Origin of the sequence: Escherichia sp. E10V10 (assembly GCF_004211985.1) — a bacterium.
GTDB lineage: Bacteria > Pseudomonadota > Gammaproteobacteria > Enterobacterales > Enterobacteriaceae > Escherichia.
Map to the genome: position 1 here is coordinate 859,279 of NZ_RHJO01000001.1, position 21,407 is coordinate 880,685.

The 21,407-nt window shown below is 49.3% G+C and carries 20 protein-coding genes and 1 other RNA gene; 14 read left to right on the forward strand and 7 right to left on the reverse strand.

Annotated features, from left to right (window positions below):
- Positions 1 to 142 precede the first annotated feature (142 nt).
- The 4 genes from D9736_RS04190 to ydiK all read right to left on the reverse strand — a co-directional run bounded on the left by D9736_RS04190 (position 143) and on the right by ydiK (position 3,351).
- The gene (locus D9736_RS04190; protein WP_130224685.1) at positions 143 to 1,357 is read right to left on the reverse strand and encodes an MFS transporter; all 1,215 of its coding nucleotides are present in this window, start codon (positions 1,355 to 1,357) and stop codon (positions 143 to 145) included.
- Between the two features lie 97 nt (positions 1,358 to 1,454).
- Entirely contained in the window at positions 1,455 to 1,811 is a 357-nt protein-coding gene (locus D9736_RS04195; RefSeq protein WP_130218933.1) for a YdiL family protein, read from the reverse strand.
- Positions 1,812 to 1,945: 134 nt separating this feature from the next.
- An RNA gene (gene rprA, locus D9736_RS04200) (antisense sRNA RprA) lies at positions 1,946 to 2,053 on the reverse strand.
- A gap of 185 nt (positions 2,054 to 2,238) precedes the next feature.
- Positions 2,239 to 3,351: an AI-2E family transporter YdiK gene (gene ydiK / locus D9736_RS04205; protein WP_000248636.1), complete on the reverse strand. Its 1,113-nt coding sequence runs from the start codon at positions 3,349 to 3,351 to the stop codon at positions 2,239 to 2,241.
- A 388-nt stretch (positions 3,352 to 3,739) separates the two neighbouring features.
- On the opposite strand from ydiK, the gene D9736_RS04210 reads away from it, so the two are divergent.
- The 10 genes from D9736_RS04210 (at position 3,740) to ldtE (ending at position 14,709) form a co-directional block, all read left to right on the forward strand.
- The gene (locus D9736_RS04210) at positions 3,740 to 6,796 is read left to right on the forward strand and encodes an FAD-binding and (Fe-S)-binding domain-containing protein (RefSeq protein ID WP_130257777.1); all 3,057 of its coding nucleotides are present in this window, start codon (positions 3,740 to 3,742) and stop codon (positions 6,794 to 6,796) included.
- A complete protein-coding gene (menI, locus tag D9736_RS04215) occupies positions 6,793 to 7,203 on the forward strand; it encodes a 1,4-dihydroxy-2-naphthoyl-CoA hydrolase (RefSeq protein ID WP_130257778.1) in 411 nt (136 codons plus the stop codon). The genes D9736_RS04210 and menI overlap by 4 nt, the downstream gene beginning before the upstream one ends.
- Positions 7,204 to 7,301: 98 nt before the next feature.
- Positions 7,302 to 7,490: a YdiH family protein gene (locus tag D9736_RS04220; protein ID WP_088376204.1), complete on the forward strand. Its 189-nt coding sequence runs from the start codon at positions 7,302 to 7,304 to the stop codon at positions 7,488 to 7,490.
- A gap of 553 nt (positions 7,491 to 8,043) precedes the next feature.
- Positions 8,044 to 8,412: a Fe-S cluster assembly scaffold SufA gene (sufA, locus tag D9736_RS04225; RefSeq protein ID WP_130208234.1), complete on the forward strand. Its 369-nt coding sequence runs from the start codon at positions 8,044 to 8,046 to the stop codon at positions 8,410 to 8,412.
- A gap of 8 nt (positions 8,413 to 8,420) precedes the next feature.
- Positions 8,421 to 9,908 carry a Fe-S cluster assembly protein SufB gene (gene sufB, locus D9736_RS04230; RefSeq protein WP_097438869.1) on the forward strand — a complete coding sequence of 496 codons (1,488 nt, stop codon included), beginning with the start codon at positions 8,421 to 8,423 and terminating at the stop codon, positions 9,906 to 9,908.
- Positions 9,909 to 9,917: 9 nt separating this feature from the next.
- Positions 9,918 to 10,664 carry a Fe-S cluster assembly ATPase SufC gene (gene sufC, locus D9736_RS04235; RefSeq protein WP_130257779.1) on the forward strand — a complete coding sequence of 249 codons (747 nt, stop codon included), beginning with the start codon at positions 9,918 to 9,920 and terminating at the stop codon, positions 10,662 to 10,664.
- Positions 10,639 to 11,910, forward strand: coding sequence for a Fe-S cluster assembly protein SufD (gene sufD, locus D9736_RS04240; protein ID WP_130257780.1), 1,272 nt, complete (start codon positions 10,639 to 10,641; stop codon positions 11,908 to 11,910). Before sufC ends, sufD begins: the two co-directional genes overlap by 26 nt.
- On the forward strand, positions 11,907 to 13,127 hold the full coding sequence (gene sufS, locus D9736_RS04245) for a cysteine desulfurase SufS (protein WP_130224697.1): 1,221 nt from the start codon (positions 11,907 to 11,909) through the stop codon (positions 13,125 to 13,127). The genes sufD and sufS overlap by 4 nt, the downstream gene beginning before the upstream one ends.
- 12 nt (positions 13,128 to 13,139) lie before the next feature.
- A complete protein-coding gene (sufE, locus tag D9736_RS04250) occupies positions 13,140 to 13,556 on the forward strand; it encodes a cysteine desulfuration protein SufE (protein ID WP_130257781.1) in 417 nt (138 codons plus the stop codon).
- Between the two features lie 148 nt (positions 13,557 to 13,704).
- Positions 13,705 to 14,709, forward strand: a complete 1,005-nt coding sequence (gene ldtE, locus D9736_RS04255) for a L,D-transpeptidase LdtE (protein ID WP_130257782.1) — start codon at positions 13,705 to 13,707, stop codon at positions 14,707 to 14,709.
- Positions 14,710 to 14,772: 63 nt separating this feature from the next.
- Here the strand turns inward: ldtE and lpp are convergent, their stop codons facing one another.
- The 3 genes from lpp to D9736_RS23735 form a co-directional block, all read right to left on the reverse strand.
- The gene (gene lpp, locus D9736_RS04260) at positions 14,773 to 15,009 is read right to left on the reverse strand and encodes a murein lipoprotein Lpp (RefSeq protein ID WP_000648420.1); all 237 of its coding nucleotides are present in this window, start codon (positions 15,007 to 15,009) and stop codon (positions 14,773 to 14,775) included.
- Positions 15,010 to 15,319: 310 nt separating this feature from the next.
- Positions 15,320 to 16,732: a pyruvate kinase PykF gene (gene pykF, locus D9736_RS04265; RefSeq protein WP_064530058.1), complete on the reverse strand. Its 1,413-nt coding sequence runs from the start codon at positions 16,730 to 16,732 to the stop codon at positions 15,320 to 15,322.
- 7 nt (positions 16,733 to 16,739) lie between these two features.
- Positions 16,740 to 16,934, reverse strand: coding sequence for a hypothetical protein (locus D9736_RS23735; protein ID WP_242664678.1), 195 nt, complete (start codon positions 16,932 to 16,934; stop codon positions 16,740 to 16,742).
- A gap of 350 nt (positions 16,935 to 17,284) precedes the next feature.
- Between D9736_RS23735 and fumD the strand changes: the two genes are divergently transcribed.
- The 4 genes from fumD to D9736_RS04285 all read left to right on the forward strand — a co-directional run bounded on the left by fumD (position 17,285) and on the right by D9736_RS04285 (position 21,366).
- Positions 17,285 to 17,494: a fumarate hydratase FumD gene (gene fumD / locus D9736_RS04270; protein ID WP_000528337.1), complete on the forward strand. Its 210-nt coding sequence runs from the start codon at positions 17,285 to 17,287 to the stop codon at positions 17,492 to 17,494.
- Positions 17,495 to 17,953: 459 nt separating this feature from the next.
- The gene (locus D9736_RS04275; protein ID WP_130257783.1) at positions 17,954 to 18,580 is read left to right on the forward strand and encodes a ferredoxin-like protein; all 627 of its coding nucleotides are present in this window, start codon (positions 17,954 to 17,956) and stop codon (positions 18,578 to 18,580) included.
- A gap of 20 nt (positions 18,581 to 18,600) precedes the next feature.
- Entirely contained in the window at positions 18,601 to 20,703 is a 2,103-nt protein-coding gene (locus D9736_RS04280; RefSeq protein ID WP_130224705.1) for an aldehyde ferredoxin oxidoreductase, read from the forward strand.
- Between the two features lie 12 nt (positions 20,704 to 20,715).
- Complete coding sequence (locus D9736_RS04285; RefSeq protein ID WP_130257784.1) at positions 20,716 to 21,366, forward strand: YdhW family putative oxidoreductase system protein; 651 nt, start codon at positions 20,716 to 20,718, stop codon at positions 21,364 to 21,366.
- Positions 21,367 to 21,407: the final 41 nt, after the last annotated feature.

Below are 21,407 nucleotides of genomic sequence, written 5' to 3' on the forward strand. Positions count from 1 at the left end.
TTTTCTCTGGGTACATGGCATAAAGTTTATGTTTCCAGGAATATTGCATGTGATAGTTTGTTTTTGATCGCGATTTTCCTTAATTAGCGCAGAAAGAGTAATTTATCCGTAAGATCTTGCATGACCTGAAAAGAATATTGCATTACCCGCCCGTAGCAACATTCTCCTTTAATGATGGATGTTGTGCTTCTTTTCGACTGCGTACGCCAATAAACAGCGCCAGTAAAAAGCCGATAGCAGCGATGGCGGTATCGAACCACATAATATCGGCAATACTTCTTTGCGAAAGATGAGCCGTAATCAACGGAATGGTAAATGTTGCAATGCTGCCCGCACTGTAATAGATCCCCGTTGCTTTTCCTTTGGCATGGGGAAAACGTTCCGCCATTAACGTCAGGCCAATTTGTACAACACCACCTGCGGAGGTAAAACCGATGACGAAAGCAAATATTATCACCACATAAAATGTGGGATGCAGGCAGACGGTGAGCAGGGCGATAAATGAGATAAAAGTGTACAGCATCAACAATGTTGTTGAGTGAACGGTTTTACGAATGAGTGGAGCAGTAATAAATACACACAGCAGCGAACCCACGGTATAGATACTGAGTAATTTGATCGACATGGTGTATGACATGCCAGCGACAAATTGCCCGTATTGTGCCAGCCACTGGCTAACCAGATAAAAGGTTGCCATTGAAATATAGCCATAGAGGGTGTAACTGGCTAAATCAATAATTGAGCAGCGATGCCCCGCGGAAGTGGTCGCTTTCTTTACCACAGGCAAGCGACGGCCCGGATGTGGTGGAAAGGTACAGCGATATAAAAACAGACCGTTAACGATCATAATCGCCGCGGCAATCATAAAAGACCAACCGAACCACAGTTCAGCCCACACTAACAGGCTGATAATTAGCGGCAATAAAAATTGCCCGCTGGAGACAAAGGCTTTAATTAAAATATTGGCTGTACCCGGTGAATGAGGAAAGGCTTCCATCAAACTGGGATAGGTACCAGCATCGAGAAAACTGTTCGCCATGCCCGCCAGGAAACCAAAAGCATAAGCAATAATGATGTTATTGGTGTGCAGGATGCCAAAAAAGAAGGCCATATAGCAGCACATACCCAGAATAATAAAAGGGCGGCGACCAAAACGATCGGATAATAATCCTGCAAAAAGCAAGACACTCAATCGTCCTATACCTAATGATGAAATAACAATCGAAACGCCTGCGGCATTGGTCTGCCAGAGCGTCTCCAGCGAGGCCATATTTAAAGTCATCAAAATGACACCCATACCATGCACCAGGTAATTGAGATACAACCCAAGCGCGGTAGGGAGGTAGGGATTTTTCATAAGATCTACTTAGCAATATTGCTTAAAAAGTTGCTGTTGTTATGTCAGCATCCGTTTATTATTTTTGTCATGACGTCCGTTGTATCCCGTTAAAATATCAACACAGGCGTTCAAGATCGTGCGCATATAATTCAGCTGCGACCGACTGGTAAATCTTCCAGTCAATAAAATTACCTTCTGGGTAGATACGTTGAAATGCGGTTAAATTGGGGAAAAAACGCATGGTATTGTTGCCGATGCGGTTGTTTATTTTTTCTATGATGGCGTGAAGATGCCTTTTTCTTTGCTGGCGCATTGCCAGCAGTTTTTCAACTATCTCGTCAGGAATATCCGTTTTTCCTTTCTCCCATTGTTGCCAGCTTTCACTGTCGCCCGTCAGGGCAATCCAGGTCGCGCATTCATCAATGGTCATGGCAAAAATATGGCGTAGTGCCTGGAGTTCATAAGCGTTCATCGTGTAATGGCTGCATGAAAAAAAGAATAAAATATAAATAACATTATCAGCCTGCTTACGGCTTGAAGAGAGTCACAGTATCTTGTGCAACATTATTGGAAAGAACGAGAGGCGGGGTAATGAAGCAAAAAATGTTAAAAAAAAGCCCATCGTGGGAGATGGGCAAAGACTACACACAGCAATTCGTTGTTTCACTCAGGGGATTTCCATGCTTATAAATCAATATGTTGATTTATAACCGTGAGCTAATAGTAGGCATACGGACTTTTTGCGTCGATCAGATTCGTCTCATTAGTTTAAAAACTGTAAAGGATTTGCGACAGATACTGCCAGCTGAATGGCGGTAAGCAGGAAAATACGGACTGGAGGAATGAAATATCAATTAGCAGTGATTAACAATCAGGCGGCAGAGCCGCCTGATGAGAAATTACTTATTCGGTTTCTCGATTTCGCCCAGCTCTTCGAGAATTTCCTCTGGTTGGTCAGTCGGCGGCGGGACTTCTTCAACCCACGCAGCAAACAGACGCCAGGAAACAGCCAGTAGTACCGGACCAATAAACAGACCGATCATACCGAAAGCAATCAAACCACCAATAACCCCGGAGAGGATCAGAATCAGCGGTAAATCTGCGCCCATGCGAATTAGCATTGGGCGGATGACGTTATCCAGAGTGCCAACCACACCGCTCCACACTAACAATACCGTTCCCCAGGTGGTATCGCCGGTCCAGTAGAGCCAGATAATCGCCGGAATCAACACTGGCAGCGGGCCTAGCTGAACAAGGCAGGAGAGGATCATTAATACCGTTAGCAGCGTGGCGTAAGGCACACCAGAAACGGCCAGACCGATACCGCCAAGTACAGCCTGTACTAAAGCAGTGACCACAACGCCCAGCGCCACTGCGCGGATAGCTTGTGCCGCCAGCAGAACTGCCGCATCACCACGAACGCCCGCCAGACGGGTCGCAAAATGTCGGATGCCTTGCGCCACCTGTTCACCGCGCCAGTACAACAGGGCGCTGAAGAGCAGCATTAAGGCACAATGCACCATAAAGCGCCCGATATGCGCGGCTTGCCCGACGAACCAGGTGGTAGTGGTGCCAATATAAGGACGGACTTTCGCCATAATTGCCGTGCCGCCCATATCCAGCAAATTGTGCCAGCCTGCGTACAGCTTCGCGCCAATCACCGGAATGGTATTAAGCCACGCTAAATCCGGTAATGTCATATCGCCACTGGAGATGGCCTTAATTAACGGGCCACTGCCGTCGACGATACTGTTAACCAGTAAGGCGATAGGGATGATAAACACCATCACCAGGAGCAACGTCATTACCAGAACGGCGAGAGAGCGGCGGCCAAACATGATCTTTTGCAAACGTAACAATACCGGCCAGGTGGCGATAACCACCGTACCGGCCCATGCGAAGCCGAGAATAAAGGGTTGAACGATCCACAGACATGCCACAATCATGATGGCTAAAAACAGCACCGAAAGCAGAATTTGTGCGACATCCCTGGGCTGACGAACATTTACCATAACTACTTTTCACCTTTTTTGTGCGTCAAATCGTCGACGCGACGTGAACACGCGAAACTCACCTGCATAATGATGAGCAATTTCAGCAGTTTTTAACAGGCCGATTCTGCCCTTAATTCTGATGGGCGTGTTAGAAAAAAATGTGGTACAACAACTCAGGTAACACGCAAACGATTTACTCGTCGTATTTCAAGTGGCATGTGCTGCGGCTACGTTCGTTCACCCCAGTCACTTACTTTTGTAAGCTCCTGGAGTTCACTCGCTTGCCGCCTTCCTGCAACTCGAAATCCATAGAGTAAACAAACATCACCTTTCAGTGCGCTATTGCAGCAGCCTGAAAGAACAGTGTATCGACCTACATCACAGACCGCAGGAAAGGGTCAATATAATGATTCCACAGATTTCCCAGGCACCCGGCGTCGTTCAACTGGTGCTTAATTTTTTGCAAGAGCTGGAGCAACAAGGTTTTACCGGCGATACGGCGACAAGTTATGCCGATCGTCTGACAATGTCGACCGACAACAGTATTTACCAACTTCTCCCCGATGCGGTGGTATTTCCGCGTTCAACCGCAGATGTGGCGCTGATCGCCCGTCTTGCCGCCCAGGAACGCTATACATCGCTGATCTTTACCCCCCGCGGCGGCGGCACCGGCACTAACGGTCAGGCGCTCAACCAGGGGATTATTGTTGATATGTCCCGCCATATGAACCGCATCATCGAAATTAACCCTGAAGAGGGCTGGGTGCGCGTTGAGGCCGGGGTGATAAAAGACCAACTCAATCAGTACCTGAAACCGTTCGGCTACTTTTTTGCACCAGAACTTTCGACCAGCAACCGGGCAACGCTCGGCGGGATGATCAATACCGATGCTTCCGGCCAGGGATCGCTGGTCTATGGGAAAACGTCAGATCACGTGTTGGGCGTGCGGGCGGTGTTGTTGGGGGGCGATATTCTCGATACGCAACCTTTACCCGTCGAACTTGCTGAAACGCTGGGTAAAACCAATACCACGATTGGGTGGATCTACAACACTGTCTATCAACGTTGCCGTCAGCAACGCCAGTTAATCATCGACAAATTCCCCAAACTTAACCGTTTTCTTACCGGTTACGATCTGCGTCATGTCTTTAACGATGAGATGACCGAGTTCGACCTGACGCGCATTCTGACCGGATCAGAAGGGACGCTGGCCTTTATTACCGAAGCGCGGCTGGATATTACGCGCTTGCCTAAAGTGCGCCGTCTGGTGAACGTCAAATATGACTCTTTTGACTCCGCGCTACGTAATGCGCCGTTTATGGTTGAGGCGCGTGCGCTTTCGGTAGAGACGGTAGACTCAAAAGTGCTGAATCTGGCGCGGGAAGATATTGTCTGGCATTCCGTCAGCGAACTGATTACCAATGTGCCAGACAAAGAGATGCTCGGGCTGAACATTGTTGAATTTGCCGGAGATGATGAGGCGCTGATTGACGAGCGGGTAAATTCACTCTGTGCGCGGCTGGATGAACTGATTGCCAGCCAGCAGGCAGGGGTGATCGGCTGGCAGGTGTGCAGTGAGCTGGCAGGTGTTGAACGTATTTATGCAATGCGCAAAAAAGCCGTCGGCCTGCTCGGCAATGCCAAAGGTGCAGCCAAACCGATTCCATTTTCCGAAGATACCTGCGTGCCGCCGGAACATCTGGCAGATTATATTGCTGAATTTCGCGCGCTGCTCGACAGCCACGGTTTAAGTTATGGCATGTTTGGCCACGTCGACGCTGGTGTTTTGCACGTCCGTCCGGCGCTGGATATGTGCGATCCGCAACAAGAGATGTTGATGAAGCAAATCTCTGATGACGTGGTGGCGCTGACTGCAAAATACGGTGGCTTGTTGTGGGGCGAGCACGGTAAAGGTTTTCGTGCCGAATACAGTCCGGCGTTTTTCGGTGAAGAGCTTTTCGCAGAACTGCGTAAGGTTAAAGCGGCGTTTGATCCGCATAACCGACTAAATCCAGGGAAAATCTGCCCACCAGAAGGTATTGACGCGCCAATGATGAAAGTGGACGCGGTAAAGCGTGGCACGTATGACCGACAAATCCCCATCGCGGTACGCCAGCAGTGGCGCGGCGCTATGGAATGCAATGGCAACGGTTTGTGCTTCAACTTTGATGCCCGCAGCCCGATGTGTCCGTCAATGAAGATAACTCAGAACCGCATTCATTCACCGAAAGGGCGTGCAACACTGGTGCGTGAATGGTTACGTTTGCTGGCGGATCGCGGCGTTGACCCTCTAAAACTGGAGCAAGAGCTACCAGAGTCTGGCGTCAGCTTGCGCACGTTAATTGCCCGTATGCGCAATAGCTGGCATGCAAATAAGGGCGAATATGACTTCTCGCACGAAGTGAAAGAGGCGATGTCGGGCTGCCTGGCCTGTAAAGCGTGTTCGACTCAGTGTCCGATCAAAATTGACGTACCGGAGTTTCGCTCTCGTTTCTTGCAACTCTATCACACGCGTTATCTACGCCCATTGCGCGATCATCTGGTGGCAACGGTCGAAAGTTACGCACCGCTGATGGCGCGTGCGCCAAAGACTTTTAACTTCTTCATTAACCAGCCGCTGGTGCGAAAACTCTCGGAAAAACACATCGGTATGGTCGATTTGCCGCTGCTTTCAGTGCCGTCGCTGCAACAACAAATGGTGGGGCATCGCTCGGCAAACATGACGCTGGAACAGCTTGAAGCGCTCAGTTCAGAGCAGAAAGCACGCACGGTGCTGGTAGTGCAGGATCCTTTCACCAGTTATTACGATGCGCAGGTGGTGGCGGATTTTGTTCGTCTGGTCGAAAAATTAGGTTTCCAGCCAGTGCTGTTGCCATTCTCACCGAATGGTAAAGCGCAGCATATCAAAGGCTTTCTTAATCGTTTTGCGAAGACGGCGAAAAAGACGGCGGATTTTCTCAACCGTATGGCGAAACTGGGGATGCCAATGGTGGGGGTCGATCCGGCGCTGGTGCTCTGTTATCGCGATGAATATAAACTGGCTCTGGGCGAGGCGCGTGGCGAGTTTAACGTCTTACTGGCGAATGAATGGCTGGCAAGCGCGCTTCAGTCACAGCCAGTGACAGCAGTCAGCGGTGAATCATGGTATTTCTTTGGTCACTGTACTGAAGTTACCGCCTTGCCGGGGGCGCCAGCACAATGGGCCGCGATATTTGCCCGTTTTGGCGCGAAACTGGAAAATGTCAGCGTGGGTTGCTGCGGCATGGCAGGGACTTACGGACATGAGGCGAAAAACCATAAAAACTCGCTCGGGATCTATGAGTTATCCTGGCATCAGGCAATGCAGCGTCTACCGCGTAATCGCTGTCTGGCGACCGGGTATTCTTGCCGCAGCCAGGTTAAACGGGTTGAAGGGACGGGGGTACGCCATCCCGTGCAGGCATTACTGGAGATTATTAAATGATATGGAAACGTAAAATCACCCTGGAAGCACTGAATGCTATGGGTGAAGGAAACATGGTGGGGTTGCTGGATATTCGCTTTGAACATATTGGTGATGACACCCTTGAAGCGACAATGCCAGTAGACTCGCGGACAAAGCAGCCTTTTGGGCTGCTACATGGCGGGGCATCCGTGGTGCTGGCCGAAAGTATCGGTTCCGTTGCCGGGTATTTATGTACCGAAGGCGAGCAAAAAGTGGTTGGCCTGGAAATCAATGCTAACCATGTTCGCTCAGCACGAGAAGGGCGGGTACGCGGCGTTTGTAAACCGCTGCATCTCGGTTCACGGCATCAGGTCTGGCAGATCGAAATATTCGATGAAAACGGGCGTTTGTGTTGTTCATCACGATTGACGACCGCCATTTTGTGACGTTGTCACCAGAAAAGTGTGATGCATATTGCTTTTGGTTATTATCTGCGCAGTAAACGGTGGTATACTGTGCAGGTCTTGTCTAAAGCGAGGATGCTATGTCTACTCAACTTAATCCCACCCAGCTGGCTATCGAATTTTTACGCCGTGACCAAAGCAATCTTTCACCCGCTCAATATCTCAAGCGTCTGAAACAACTCGAACTTGAATTTGCTGATCTGCTTACTCTTTCGTCTACGGAACTGAAAGAAGAAATCTACTTCGCCTGGCGTCTGGGCGTGCATTAATCCCTACTGAACATAGTCTGAACGCCCATCGACCTGGATTAACATCTGTCCAGGTCTGACGATTATTTTCTGACCGCCCTCCCGTTGTTACCTGCCTGATGTTGCTCAAAAAGAATACAAATCGCAGTTTGTGTTAAAACGGCGACGTAGTCTTATGAGATTATTCTTATCGCCCCTTCAAGAGCTAAGCCACTTTGAGTGCCGGAGATAAGCGCCGGATGGGGTAGAAACCCTTAAGCCTGTGATGCACAGACTTAAGGGTTTTCTTATTTCTGAACTCGCCACTTTTTTACCTATCTCTTAAATAGTCATTTTCGATACAACTTTTTCTTTTCCATCACAGCCTTAACGCCAGTTCGATAATAATCATTATCTAACAATGAGATACCTAATTCTTAGCATGTCTGTTAACCCTCTCATCAGGGTCTATGCTTATTAAATACAGGCAAAAAGCATGTTTTACGCTAAAGCCCCTGTGTTTGCTGGGTTGAACTGATAATCATTATCACTAACATGCTGTTATCCGCTGAAAGCGATGAAGTGAGGTAAATCGATGGACATGCATTCAGGAACGTTTAATCCACAGGATTTCGCCTGGCAAGGCTTAACGTTAACACCCGCAGCCGCGGCGCATATACGTGAGTTAGTCGCGAAGCAGTCGGGCATGGTTGGCGTGCGTTTAGGCGTCAAACAAACAGGCTGCGCGGGCTTTGGCTATGTGCTCGACAGCGTCAGCGAGCCAGAGAAAGATGATCTGCAGTTTGAACTCGACGGCGCGAAGCTGTTCGTCCCGCTGCAAGCGATGCCGTTTATTGATGGCACGGAAGTCGATTTCGTTCGCGAAGGACTCAATCAGATATTCAAATTTCACAACCCGAAAGCCCAGAATGAATGTGGCTGTGGCGAAAGCTTTGGGGTATAGGCGGTACTATGTCTCGTAATACTGAAGCAACTGACGATGTCAAAACATGGACCGGCGGCCCGCTGAATTATAAAGAAGGATTCTTCACCCAGTTAGCCACCGATGAGCTGGCAAAGGGGATAAACGAAGAGGTGGTGCGCGCAATTTCGGCGAAGCGTAATGAGCCGGAGTGGATGCTGGAGTTTCGTCTCAACGCCTACCGCGCATGGCTGGAGATGGAAGAGCCGCACTGGCTGAAAGCGCACTACGACAAGCTGAATTATCAGGATTACAGCTACTACTCGGCACCATCGTGCGGTAATTGTGACGACAACTGCGCGTCTGAACCCGGCGCGGTGCAGCAAACTGGCGCGAACGCCTTTTTAAGTAAAGAGGTGGAGGCGGCGTTTGAGCAGCTAGGCGTTCCCGTGCGGGAAGGCAAAGAGGTGGCGGTAGATGCCATTTTCGACTCTGTTTCGGTTGCCACCACTTATCGCGAAAAACTGGCGGAGCAGGGAATTATCTTCTGTTCCTTTGGCGAGGCGATTCACGATCACCCGGAACTGGTGAAGAAATATCTCGGCACTGTGGTACCCGGGAATGACAACTTCTTTGCCGCGCTTAATGCGGCAGTGGCCTCTGACGGTACGTTTATTTATGTGCCTAAAGGCGTGCGCTGCCCGATGGAGCTCTCCACCTATTTCCGCATTAACGCGGAAAAAACCGGGCAGTTTGAGCGCACCATTCTGGTGGCCGATGAAGACAGCTACGTCAGCTACATTGAAGGCTGTTCCGCTCCGGTGCGTGACAGCTATCAGTTACACGCGGCGGTGGTGGAAGTCATCATCCATAAAAACGCCGAGGTGAAATATTCCACGGTACAAAACTGGTTCCCTGGCGATAACAACACCGGCGGTATTCTCAACTTCGTCACCAAGCGTGCTTTGTGCGAAGGCGAAAACAGCAAAATGTCATGGACGCAATCAGAAACCGGTTCTGCCATTACGTGGAAATATCCCAGCTGCATTCTGCGCGGCGATAACTCCATTGGTGAGTTTTACTCAGTGGCACTGACCAGCGGTCATCAGCAAGCGGATACCGGCACCAAGATGATCCACATCGGTAAAAACACCAAATCAACTATTATCTCGAAAGGGATCTCTGCCGGACATAGTCAGAACAGTTATCGCGGCTTAGTGAAAATCATGCCGACGGCAACCAATGCGCGCAATTTCACTCAGTGCGACTCAATGCTGATTGGCGCTAATTGTGGGGCGCATACCTTCCCGTATGTCGAATGTCGCAATAACAGCGCACAACTGGAGCACGAGGCAACGACATCACGTATTGGTGAAGATCAACTGTTTTACTGCCTGCAACGCGGGATCAGCGAAGAAGACGCCATCTCGATGATTGTTAACGGTTTCTGCAAAGACGTGTTCTCAGAACTGCCGCTGGAATTTGCCGTTGAAGCACAAAAACTCCTCGCCATCAGTCTTGAACACAGCGTCGGATAAGGAATAAACATGTTAAGTATTAAAGATTTACACGTCAGTGTGGAAGATAAAGCTATCCTGCGCGGATTAAGCCTCGACGTTCGTCCCGGTGAAGTTCACGCCATTATGGGGCCAAACGGTTCGGGTAAAAGTACCTTATCGGCAACGCTTGCCGGGCGCGAAGATTATGAAGTGACGAGCGGCACGGTTGAGTTTAAAGGCAAAGATTTGCTTGCGCTGTCGCCGGAAGATCGTGCTGGTGAAGGCATTTTTATGGCCTTCCAGTATCCGGTGGAAATTCCCGGGGTCAGTAACCAGTTTTTCCTGCAAACGGCACTTAATGCGGTGCGCAGCTATCGTGGCCAGGAAACGCTCGACCGCTTTGATTTTCAGGATTTGATGGAAGATAAAATTGCTCTCCTGAAGATGCCGGAAGATTTACTCACGCGTTCGGTCAACGTTGGTTTTTCTGGTGGTGAGAAAAAGCGCAACGATATTTTGCAAATGGCGGTGCTGGAACCGGAGTTATGTATTCTTGATGAGTCGGACTCCGGGTTGGATATTGACGCATTAAAAGTGGTTGCCGATGGCGTGAACTCGCTGCGTGACGGCAAGCGTTCATTCATCATTGTTACGCACTACCAACGCATTCTCGACTACATCAAGCCTGATTACGTCCATGTTCTGTATCAGGGGCGAATTGTGAAATCCGGCGATTTCACGTTGGTCAAACAACTGGAGGAGCAGGGTTATGGCTGGCTTACCGAACAGCAGTAACGCACTGCAACAGTGGCATCATTTGTTTGAAGCTGAAGGGGCGAAACGTTCTCCAGAAGCACTGCAGCATTTACAACAATTGCTGCGTACCGGCCTGCCGACACGTAAACATGAGCACTGGAAATATACGCCGCTGGAAGGGCTGACCAATAGCCAGTTTGTCAGTATTGCGGGTGAGATATCCCCGCAACAACGCGATGCCTTAGCGTTAACGTTAGACGCCGTGCGGTTGGTGTTTGTCGATGGGCGTTACATGCCAGCGCTGAGCGATGCAACTGAAGGCAGCGGGTATGATGTAAGCGTTAACGACGACCGTCAGGGATTGCCCGACGCTATTCAGGCGGAAGTGTTTCTGCATCTGACGGAAAGCCTGGCGCAAAGCGTAACGCATATTGCCGTGAAGCGCGGTCAACGGCCTGCAAAGCCATTGCTGTTAATGCATATTACCCAGGGCGTGGCAGGTGAAGAGGTAAACACCGCCCATTACCGGCATCATCTGGATCTGGCTGAAGGTGCCGAAGCAACGGTGATTGAACATTTTGTCAGCCTTAATGATGCTCGCCATTTTACCGGCGCACGGTTCACTATCAACGTCGCAGCGAACGCCCACTTGCAGCATATCAAGCTGGCGTTTGAAAACCCGGTCAGTCACCACTTTGCCCATAACGATTTGTTGCTGGCAGACGATGCCACCGCATTTAGCCACAGTTTCCTGCTTGGCGGCGCCGTGTTACGCCACAACACCAGTACGCAACTCAATGGCGAAAACAGTACGCTACGGATCAATAGCCTGGCGATGCCGGTGAAAAACGAGGTGTGTGATACCCGTACCTGGCTGGAACACAATAAAGGTTTTTGTAATAGCCGCCAGCTGCACAAAACTATCGTCAGCGACAAAGGTCGCGCGGTGTTTAACGGTTTGATCAACGTCGCGCAGCATGCCATCAAGACTGACGGCCAGATGACCAACAATAATCTGCTGATGGGTAAACTGGCGGAAGTGGATACCAAACCACAGCTGGAAATCTATGCTGATGATGTGAAATGCAGCCACGGTGCGACGGTGGGGCGTATTGATAACGAACAGATGTTCTATCTGCGTTCGCGCGGGATCAATCAACAGGATGCCCAGCAGATGATCATTTACGCCTTTGCCGCCGAACTGACGGAAGCACTGCGTGATGAAGGGCTTAAACAGCAGGTGCTGGCCCGAATCGGTCAACGACTGCCGGGAGGTGCAAGATGACTTTTTCCGTCGACAAAGTGCGGGCCGACTTTCCGGTGCTTTCGCGTGAGGTGAACGGTCTGCCACTGGCTTATCTCGACAGCGCCGCCAGTGCGCAGAAACCTAGCCAGGTGATTGACGCCGAGGCCGAGTTTTATCGTCACGGCTACGCGGCGGTGCATCGCGGTATTCATACGTTAAGCGCCCAGGCGACCGAGAAAATGGAAAACGTGCGCAAGCGGGCATCGCTGTTTATTAATGCCCGTTCGGCGGAAGAGCTGGTGTTTGTCCGCGGCACGACGGAAGGGATTAACCTGGTCGCCAATAGCTGGGGCAACAGCAATGTGCGGACGGGCGATAACATCATCATTAGTCAGATGGAGCACCACGCTAACATTGTTCCCTGGCAAATGCTTTGCGCCCGTGTTGGCGCAGAGCTGCGTGTAATCCCTCTCAACCCAGACGGTACGCTGCAACTGGAGACGCTGCCTACGCTGTTTGATGAGAAAACCCGACTGCTGGCAATTACTCACGTGTCTAATGTGCTGGGGACGGAAAATCCGCTGGCGGAGATGATCACGCTTGCGCACCAACATGGCGCAAAAGTGCTGGTGGATGGCGCTCAGGCGGTGATGCATCATCCGGTGGATGTTCAGGCACTGGATTGCGATTTCTACGTTTTCTCCGGGCATAAACTGTATGGTCCCACCGGCATTGGCGTGCTGTATGTCAAAGAAGCCTTGTTGCAGGAGATGCCGCCGTGGGAAGGTGGCGGTTCTATGATTGCCACCGTCAGCCTGAGTGAAGGCACTACCTGGACCAAAGCGCCGTGGCGGTTTGAAGCCGGTACGCCCAATACCGGAGGTATTATTGGCCTTGGCGCGGCGCTGGAGTATGTTTCGGCGCTGGGGCTTAACAACATTGCCGAGTATGAACAAAATCTGATGCATTACGCATTGTCGCAGTTGGCAGCGGTGCCGGATCTTACGCTCTATGGTCCGCCGGACAGACTTGGCGTTATTGCCTTTAATCTCGGTAAACACCACGCCTATGACGTCGGCAGTTTTCTTGATAACTACGGTATTGCTGTGCGCACCGGACATCACTGCGCAATGCCATTAATGGCCTATTACAACGTCCCCGCGATGTGTCGGGCGTCGCTGGCAATGTACAACACCCATGAAGAAGTGGATCGTCTGGTAACTGGATTGCAACGTATTCATCGTCTACTGGGGTAAAAGGGAGGCTCTATGGCTGTATTGCCGGATAAAGAAAAATTGCTGCGTAACTTTTTACGCTGCACCAACTGGGAAGAGAAATATCTCTACATTATTGAACTGGGACAGCGTCTGCCGGAATTAGGCGACGAAGACAGAAGCCCGCAAAATAGTATTCAGGGATGCCAGAGTCAGGTATGGATTGTAATGCGCCAGAATGCGCAGGGAATTATTGAATTGCAGGGCGACAGCGATGCGGCCATTGTGAAAGGGCTTATTGCGGTCGTTTTTATTCTCTACGATCAAATGACGCCGCAGGATATTGTCAATTTCGATGTGCGTCCGTGGTTTGAAAAAATGGCGCTCACCCAACATCTCACTCCATCACGCTCACAAGGTCTGGAAGCGATGATTCGCGCAATTCGCGCCAAAGCCGCTGCACTTAGCTAAACTAAAGGAACAGCTTTCATCCGGTAGACTCACTTTGCCGGGTGGTCGATGTTTACACTGGCCTGCACAGGAGTGTTTCGGTTTCAGGTAAACATAAGCGCCATCCGTCGTTTCAGCGTGAGCCACCGGCAAATACAGGAGGTTTACAATGAAACGCGCGTCTTTACTAACACTGACTCTTATCGGCGCTTTCAGCGCCATTCAGGCAGCCTGGGCGGTAGATTACCCGCTCCCACCAACCGGAAGCCGACTGGTTGGGCAAAATCAAACCTATACGGTGCAAGAGGGGGATAAAAACCTTCAGGCTATTGCCCGTCGTTTTGATACTGCGGCAATGTTGATTCTTGAAGCCAATAACACAATTGCTCCGGTGCCAAAACCAGGCACGACAATAACCATTCCTTCGCAACTGTTATTACCTGATGCACCGCGCCAGGGGATAATTGTGAACCTTGCGGAACTGCGTCTTTATTATTATCCGCCGGGAGAAAATATCGTGCAGGTCTACCCGATAGGTATTGGCTTGCAGGGGCTGGAAACGCCAGTGATGGAAACACGGGTAGGGCAGAAAATCCCCAATCCTACCTGGACGCCCACGGCGGGTATTCGTCAGCGTTCACTGGAGCGAGGCATCAAATTACCGCCAGTTGTTCCAGCCGGGCCGAATAACCCTCTGGGACGCTACGCACTGCGCCTGGCGCACGGCAACGGCGAATACCTCATTCATGGCACCAGTGCGCCGGACAGCGTCGGTTTGCGCGTCAGTTCAGGCTGTATGCGTATGAACGCGCCGGACATTAAAGCACTGTTCTCCAGTGTGAGAACGGGAACGCCGGTAAGAGTGATCAACGAACCGGTAAAATACTCTGTAGAACCGAACGGGATGCGTTATGTTGAAGTGCATCGACCGCTATCGGCAGAAGAACAGCAGAACGTTCAGACAATGCCGTACGCACTGCCTGCAGGCTTCACGCAATTTAAAGACACTAAGGCTGTAGATCAGAAGTTAGTCGATAAAGCATTGTATCGTCGGGCAGGGTATCCGGTTGCGGTAAGCAGTGGAGCAACTCCAGTAGCCAGCAATGCGTCTGCAGTAGAGTCAGCGCAGAATGGTGAACCAGAGCAAGGAAATATGTTACGCGCGACGCAATAGGCGTAATGAGCAGGCAAAAAAAATGGCGCACAATGTGCGCCATTTTTCACTTCACAGGTACTATTACTTGCGGTATTTAGTAGCCATGTTGTCCAGACGCTGGTTAGCACGAGCTGCGTCATCTTTAGCAGCCTGAACGTCGGAACGCATTGCGTTCACGTCGTTGCTCAGCTGGTCAACTTTAGCGTTCAGAGTCTGAACGTCAGAAGACAGCTGATCGATTTTAGCGTTGCTGGAGCAACCTGCCAGCAGAGTAGAACCCAGGATTACCGCGCCCAGTACCAGTTTAGTAGCTTTCATTATTAATACCCTCTAGATTGAGTTAATCTCCATGTAGCGTTACAAGTATTACACAAAGTTTTTTATGTTGAGAATATTTTTTTGATGGGAAGGCACTTATTTTTGATCGTTCGCTCAAAGAAACATCGAACGCTTGGTTTTAGATAAAAAAAATGAGAGAAAACAGGATGGTTCCATCGGATTCATCTTAGATAAAGTGAGATTATATAGTGAAATCCGATTTGATTTTTTATTGCTTCTGGTTATCGATTAAATAAAAAAAGCGCCCATCAGGGCGCTTCGATATACAAATTAATTCACAAAAGCAATATTACAGGACGTGAACAGATGCGGTGTTGGTAGTACCGCTCGGTACCAGCGCGCCAGAAACCATAACTACAACGTCGCCTTTGTGCGCCAGACCGCTCTGCAGCGCCAGTTCTTTACCCAGACGGTAGAAATCATCAGTAGAGGTAATTTCTTTAACCAGCTGCGGTACAACGCCTTTGCTCAGTACCAGCTGATGAGCCGTTTTTTCGTTGGTGGTCAGCGCCAGAATGGTTGCATCCGGGAAGTATTTACGTACTGCACGAGCAGATTTACCGCCCTGGGTCGCTACGACGATCAGCGGAGCATCCAGTTTTTCAGCAGTTTCAACTGCGCCACGGCAAACCGCTTCGGTGATACGCAGTTTACGGTTGTCGTTGTTGAACTCGAGACGGCTGTTCATCACGCGGTCGGTACGTTCACAGATGGTCGCCATGATAGAAACAGCTTCCAGCGGATATTTACCTTTTGCGGATTCACCAGACAGCATTACTGCGTCGGTGCCGTCGAGGATGGCGTTGGCTACGTCACCGGCTTCTGCGCGAGTCGGACGTGGGTTTTTGATCATGGAATCCAGCATCTGGGTCGCAGTGATAACGACTTTACGTGCACGGATACATTTTTCGATCATCATCTTCTGGGCGAAGATAACTTCTTCAACCGGAATTTCTACACCCAGGTCGCCACGTGCAACCATGATGCCGTCAGATGCTTCGAGGATTTCGTCGAAGTTATTGAGGCCTTCCTGGTTTTCGATTTTGGAGATGATTTGGATGTTTTCGCCGCCGTGCGCTTTCAGGTGCTCACGGATTTCGACAACGTCAGAACGTTTACGGATAAAGGAAGCAGCAACAAAGTCTACGCCTTGTTCGCAACCGAAGATCAGGTCCTGTTTGTCTTTTTCTGCCAGTGCCGGCAGGGCGATGGAAACGCCAGGCAGGTTCACACCTTTGTTCTCGCCCAGGTCACCGTTGTTCAGTACTTTACAGATAACTTTGTTACCTTCGATAGCGGTAACTTCCATACCGATCAGACCATCGTCAACCAGTACGGTGTTGCCGACGGACAGGTCGGTGGTGAAACCTTCATAAGTTACCGCAACCATTTCGCTGTTGCCGATAACAGATTTGTCAGTGGTGAAAGTAAAGGTCTGGCCTGCTTTCAGAGAAACGTCGTTACCGCCTTCCAGTTTCATGGTGCGGATTTCCGGACCTTTGGTATCGAGCAGGATAGCGGCAGTTTTACCGGTTTTGCTCATCACGTTGCGCAGGTTCTGAATGCGCTGACCGTGTTCTGCATAGTCACCATGAGAGAAGTTCAGACGCATGACGTTCATGCCCGCGTCCAGCATTTTAGCTAACATCTCTTCAGATTCGGTTTTTGGGCCGATGGTGCAAACAATTTTGGTCTTTTTCATGACAGTCTTAGTCTTTAAGTTGAGAAGGATAGGAGAAACTTGCTTTCTGGGCGCACTGCCGGAAAGCGAATCCGGTATTACGAAAGTGATGGTGCCTCGCTCTAAGGATAGGTGACATCGAAAAAGCGTGCAGAGGAATGTGTGCTTGTGTCTCAGCCCAACGTGAGTGCCTGTTTTTGAGTCGTTGAGTTCTACAGTCCAAAGTGCTGAAACCATTCAAGAGTCAATTGGCGCGGATTATACGCTGAATTTAATCAAAAAGGAAAACAAAAACAGCGTTTCAAAAACATTCATGCATATACACAATAAACTGTTATCAAAGATTTAACGTCCTCGATAGCAGATTACGCAAAATCATCGCTGTTTGCGCAAAGGGAAGGCGATGGTTGGAAGATAGAGGATGACTGGAGTATAGACAGAGTGCATACCCTCGTGACACAACAGATGCAATTATAATAATTTATCGAGTTATTTGTTTGATTTTGTTTGTTTTTTGTTTAAGTAATGAGATTGATATATGCTGATAACTGGCATGATAAATGGGTGTGAATAATGGGCAACCGGACAAAAGATGATGAGCTGTACCGCGAAATGTGCAGAGTGGTAGGGAAAGTGGTGTTGGAGATGCGTGACCTGGGCCAGGAGCCAAAACACATCGTCATCGCTGGTGTGCTGCGTACAGCATTAGCAAATAAACGTATCCAACGCAGTGAATTAGAAAAGCAGGCGATGGAAACAGTCATTAATGCACTGGTGAAATAATTGTTCGGGGATAGCGCGTAATGCCTTATCCCCTCTGTTTTATTATATCGTCACATGTAAGTTTATTTTTATAAATGGATGTAAGGCAACTATATTAATTGCGATATGTATTTAGCTTTATAGCGAATTAACTATTTCTATATTCTGGAATGTATATCACAAATTATTGTGGAGTAAATGAAATTCATTTCAAATGATAACAAATATCACTCCACTTTTAATCTTCTGCTTTCCATTTTTAATTGATAACGATCAATGTTAAGGGCTAAGAATAATCACATTATTTTTTCTCCTAACCATAAAGGATTAGTTTGCTTGCGTTAAATCATGTCTCATACGCTATCGGGTTAGGACAAAAATATCTGGTGTTGGAGGCATAGTCAGCAGCGTATTAGTTGAATGCTTAATAGAAGGCTACTGAATTGTCAGCACTGTGTTTGCGAAGAGGATGCGAAATAAATGAACCCGGTTGAACGTCCACTATTAGATATTGGCTTAACGCGATTAGAGTTCTTGCGTATATCAGGAAAAGGTCTTGCTGGTTTAACAATAGCCCCTGCGTTATTGTCACTTTTGGGCTGTAAACAGGAAGATGTCGATAGCGGCACGGTGGGGCTGATAAACACGCCCAAAGGCGTGTTAGTTACCCAGCGTGCGCGTTGCACCGGCTGCCACCGCTGTGAAATCTCCTGTACCAACTATAACGATGGCGCCGTTGGTACTTTTTTTTCCCGCATCAAAATCCATCGTAATTATTTCTTTGGCGACAAGGGCGTAGGTTCCGGTGGCGGCTTATACGGCGATCTGAATTATACCGCCGACACCTGCCGCCAGTGTAAAGATCCTCAATGCATGAACGTCTGCCCGATTGGCGCGATTACCTGGCAGCAGGAAGAGGGATGTATAACCGTCGATCATAAACGTTGCATTGCTTGTAGCGCCTGTACTACGGCATGCCCGTGGATGATGGCCACCGTAAATACTGAAACTAAAAAATCCTCGAAATGTGTGTTGTGCGGTGAATGCGCAAACGCCTGCCCGACAGGGGCGTTAAAAATTATCGAGTGGAAAGATATTACTGTGTGAATCTTGCAAAGGAAAAAATCATGGCTAACGGTTGGACTGGTAATATATTAAGAGTCAATCTTACGACAGGAAATATTACCCTCGAAGATTCCAGTAAGTTTAAAGATTTTGTCGGTGGTATGGGTTTTGGCTACAAAATTATGTATGACGAAGTACCTCCAGGCACCAAACCTTTCGATGAAGCAAATAAATTAGTTTTTGCTACGGGGCCGTTGACAGGGTCTGGTGCACCCTGTAGTTCTCGCGTAAATATCACATCACTTTCCACATTTACCAAAGGAAATTTAGTCGTCGACGCCCATATGGGCGGCTTTTTTGCTGCACAAATGAAATTCGCCGGATACGACGTCATTATTATCGAGGGTAAAGCGAAATCACCGGTCTGGCTAAATATAAAAGATGACAAAGTTAGCCTGGAGAAAGCCGATTTCTTGTGGGGGAAAGGGACGCGTGCAACCACGGAAGAAATTTGCCGTTTAACCAGCCCTGAAACCTGTGTAGCGGCTATTGGTCAGGCAGGTGAAAATCTTGTGCCTCTCTCTGGCATGCTGAATAGTCGTAACCACAGTGGCGGCGCGGGAACTGGCGCAATAATGGGCTCCAAAAACCTGAAAGCGATTGCGGTTGAAGGGACAAAAGGAGTCAACATTGCCGATCGCCAGGAGATGAAACGGCTCAATGACTATATGATGACCGAACTTATTGGCGCTAATAACAATCATGTCGTGCCAAGTACGCCGCAATCGTGGGCAGAGTACTCTGATCCCAAATCACGCTGGACGGCACGTAAAGGGCTGTTTTGGGGGGCAGCGGAAGGCGGCCCGATTGAAACAGGAGAAATCCCGCCAGGCAATCAGAACACGGTCGGTTTCCGCACCTATAAATCCGTCTTTGACTTAGGTCCGGCAGCAGAAAAATACACCGTCAAAATGAGTGGCTGCCACTCATGCCCAATTCGTTGTATGACCCAGATGAACATTCCTCGGGTTAAAGAGTTTGGTGTACCCAGTACAGGTGGTAACACCTGTGTCGCTAACTTTGTCCATACCACCATCTTCCCGAACGGGCCGAAAGATTTTGAAGATAAAGATGATGGCCGGGTAATTGGTAATCTGGTCGGTCTGAATCTGTTCGATGACTACGGGCTGTGGTGTAACTACGGGCAGTTGCATCGCGACTTTACCTATTGTTACAGCAAAGGTGTGTTTAAGCGCGTTCTGCCTGCTGAAGAGTATGCGGAAATTCGTTGGGATCAACTGGAAGCTGGCGACGTTAATTTCATTAAAGATTTTTACTACCGTCTGGCGCATCGCGTGGGTGAGTTGAGTCATCTGGCTGATGGCTCGTATGCCATTGCTGAACGCTGGAATTTGGGTGAAGAGTACTGGGGCTACGCAAAAAATAAACTCTGGTCGCCGTTTGGTTATCCGGTTCACCATGCCAATGAAGCGTCGGCACAGGTCGGCTCTATCGTTAACTGCATGTTCAACCGTGACTGTATGACGCATACGCATATCAACTTTATCGGCTCCGGTTTGCCGTTGAAACTGCAGCGTGAAGTGGCAAAAGAACTTTTTGGCTCTGAAGATGCTTACGATGAAACCAAAAACTACACGCCGATCAATGACGCAAAAATTAAATATGCCAAATGGTCGCTGTTGCGGGTTTGTTTGCATAACGCCGTCACCCTGTGCAACTGGGTCTGGCCAATGACCGTTTCGCCACTGAAAAGCCGCAATTATCGTGGCGACCTTGCGCTAGAAGCCAAATTCTTTAAAGCAATCACTGGCGAAGATATGACGCAGGAAAAATTAGATTTAGCTGCTGAGCGTATCTTTACGTTACATCGTGCCTACACGGTAAAACTGATGCAAACCAAAGACATGCGTAATGAGCATGACCTGATCTGCTCCTGGGTATTTGATAAAGATCCGCAGATCCCGGTCTTCAGTGAAGGTACTGACAAAATGGACCGCGATGATATGCACCAGTCACTCACGCTTTTCTACAAGGAAATGGGCTGGGACCCTCAGCTTGGTTGTCCAACGCGAGAAACGCTTCATCGACTCGGGCTGGAAGATATTGCCGCCGATCTGGCGACACATAACCTGCTACCAGCATAAGGAACCGACGTAATGAGCCAGCAGGAGGAAATGACACAACTGGAAGCGCCTGATATTGACGTGACTAAGCGTCACTGGTTGCACAGTATGCGTCAGCCCGATGACACTGCGAACGATGCGGTTACAGGGCCTGAACCGGCTGAAATTCTGGCGGAGTTTATCCGCCAGCATTCGACGGCGGGTCAACTGGTTGCACGCGCCGTGTTCCTGTCGCCGCCATATACGGTTGCTGAAGAGGATCTTTCTGCATTGCTGGAAAGCATACGGCAGGGTTCAGACTTCGCAGATATCGCCTGTATGACGGGCAGTAAAGATGATTATTACTACTCAACGCAAACCATGAGCGAAAACTATGCCGCTATGTCTTTGCAGGTTGTTGAGCAGGACATCTGTCGGGCCATTGCACACGCCGTTCGCTTCGAATGCCAGACGTATCCCCGGCCTTATAAGGTCGCCATGCTGACGCAAGCGCCATATTACTACCAGGAAACGCAGATTGAAGCCGCGCTCGCCGCGATGGATATCGCTCCTGAGTATGCCGATATAAGCCAGGTGACGTCATCGACGGCTGTGTTGTACCTGTTTAGCGAGCGTTTTATGAGCTATGGCAAAGCTTATGGCTTATGTGAATGGTTCGAGGTTGAGCAGTTTCAGAATCCCTGAAGTTTCAGGGAGATATCATGGATAGGGTGGACAGTCGCAGC